We start from the raw sequence: 2,245 nt of genomic DNA on the forward strand, positions 1-2,245 counted from the left end.
CGGGACGGGTGCGCGGGGGGCGTCGTCACCCCTCGACTCCAGCGAGAGCAGCAGGACCAGCGCCGTCACCGGCAGGGACACGGTCAGGAGGGAACGGCGGGAAAGACGGTGGGGCATGTCCCCTTACAGCGCGCCGGACTCCCGGTTCGTCACGCGCGCCCGCCGCGAGAACGCGGCGCGCAGCACCCGCTTGCCCTCCGTGGACAGTTCGAGCACGGGGCGCAGGCCGGTGACGGCGGCCTCCCCCGCGAGGAGTTCCAGGATCTCGGACTGGCGGCGCAGTTCGCCCTGGGTCAGCGGCGGGATTCCCTTGGTGTCGCCCTGGAGGTAGCGCTTGACCACGTCGTCGGCCGGCTCGACCCCGTCGACCCGCTGGTGGAACTCCAGCGCCGCGGCCGAGCAGTGCGCGGCCCAGTCCAGGAGTTCCTCCTTGGTGTAGGCGGAGGGCAGCGGCCCGACGGACGCGCGGGCGTCCGCCGCGGCCTCCTCGTCGAGCGCGGACAGCAGGCTCTCGACGGCGGTGCGGAGTTCGGCGAGCCATGTCTCGCCGTTGCCCACCGCGAGCCATACCGGGCGGAGCACCTCCGCGGTCTCGGACTCGAAGAAGCACCGTTCGAGGCAAGCGGTCCCGCTCGCGGCCAGGCTTCTCTCATCGGCGTGACTGAACTGGTCCACCAGGCTCAAGACGACTCCCACGACGGACGGCAACGGGCGGATCACTCTGTGCCCCTTACTGCGCCGCATGGCTGATTTTCGTCACACCTGGCCGATTACCTGTTACCGGTGCGTGAACTCCGGCTCAGCCGACCCTGTCCGCCAGGGCGGAGAAGTCCTTCCAGGACAGCTCCGGTTTCCGGGGGTCCCAGACCTTCTGCGACAGGGCGGCCAGGGGCAGGCGGATGCCTTCGGCGATCCGGTCCCGGCTCTGGGCGCCGGAGATGTCGCACCAGACGGCGAGGCGCGCGCCCAGGATCTGGCGGGAGTACCGGGCGGGGACGGCGGTGCTGCCGCGCAGGACGAGCGGCGTCCACTCCTTGTAGATGCGTTCGCCGGTCGGGTAGACGAAGTCGTTGGGCTCGCCGAGCACGTAGTAGAGGTACTCGTCGTTGAGGTTCACGACCCGGCGGCCCTCGGCCAGGTACTCGGCGGGCTGCCTGGCGCCGATCTCCTTGCCGGTCCAGTACTCGACCTGGAGGTCCTTGTCGGGGGCGGTCCTGCCGCCGGTGAAGAAACCGTCGTTCCAGGCCTTCACCTCCGTCTTGCCGTGCGCGCGCACGGTGGCGGCCCGGTCGTTCAGCCAGCCGGTGGCCAGGTCCTGCACCCGGCCGCCCGCGCCGTACCTCTCGCGGGCGGCGGCCGCGAGGCCCGGGAAGGAGGCCTCGGGGTCGGAGTAGAACTGCAGCGCCGCGTACTCGTCCGCGCCGAGGTGCCAGGAGGAGCCGGGGAACAGGCCGGCGTACTCCTTCAGCAGGTCGTCGACGATCGCGGCGGCCCCGGGCTCGGAGATGTCGATGGCGCCCTTGACGGGCGTACCGCCGGCGGTGCGCAGCTGGAGGCCGGGGTGGGCCCGGAGGACCGCGCCCAGGTGGCCGGGCGAGTCGATCTCCGGGACGACGGTGATGTGCAGGGTCTCGGCGAGGTCGAGGATGGAGCGCACCTCCGCCTTGGTGAGGTGCTCGGACGAGACGACCTCGGGATGCGAGGACGACTCGATGCGGAAGCCCTGGTCGTCCGAGAGGTGCAGTCCGAGCTGGTTGAGCTTGAGGTCGGCCATCTCCCGCATCCGCGCCCGGATCCAGTCGGCGGTGAAGTGCTTGCGCGCGATGTCGAGGTTGAGGCCGCGCTGGGGGCGGGCCGGCTCGTCGCGGACGACGCCTTCCGGGACCAGGCCGTCGGCCTCGACCGACTGTTTGACGGTCCGGGTCCCGTAGAAGACTCCGGCCTCGGCGGGGGCGGTGACGCGCAGGCGGCCGCCCCGGACGGTGAGGCTGTACGACTCGGGGCCGCCCCTGGCCGCGGTGTCCAGGGCCAGCTCGATGTCGCCGGGGCCCGCCTCGGCGTCCGGGACGTAGCGGATCCGCAGTTCCGCGGCGAGGAGCCGCGCCTCGTCGGCGAGCGCCGCGCCGCCGGCGGCCGTGACCACCCGTGCCCCGTCGGACCTGCGCCAGCCGGGGCCGCGCGCGGCCTCGTGGTCGCGGACCGCCGGGACGGTGCGCGGCTCGTGCGACATCGGATGGGTGGGGGA

General features: G+C 72.6%; 2 protein-coding genes. Both read right to left on the reverse strand.

Features of this window, described 5'->3' with window-relative positions; genetic code table 11:
* Nucleotides 1-123: 123 nt before the first annotated feature.
* Nucleotides 124-675 (reverse strand): hypothetical protein, encoded by a 552-nt coding sequence (locus GUY61_RS37710; RefSeq protein ID WP_313897037.1) that lies wholly within the window; start codon nt 673-675, stop codon nt 124-126.
* Between the two features lie 124 nt (nt 676-799).
* Nucleotides 800-2,245: glycoside hydrolase family 20 protein (locus GUY61_RS37715; RefSeq protein ID WP_166634793.1), on the reverse strand; the 1,446-nt coding region annotated here is incomplete at its 5' end.

The organism is Streptomyces sp. GC420 (genome assembly GCF_009916105.1).
Taxonomy (GTDB): Bacteria; Actinomycetota; Actinomycetes; order Streptomycetales; family Streptomycetaceae; genus Streptomyces.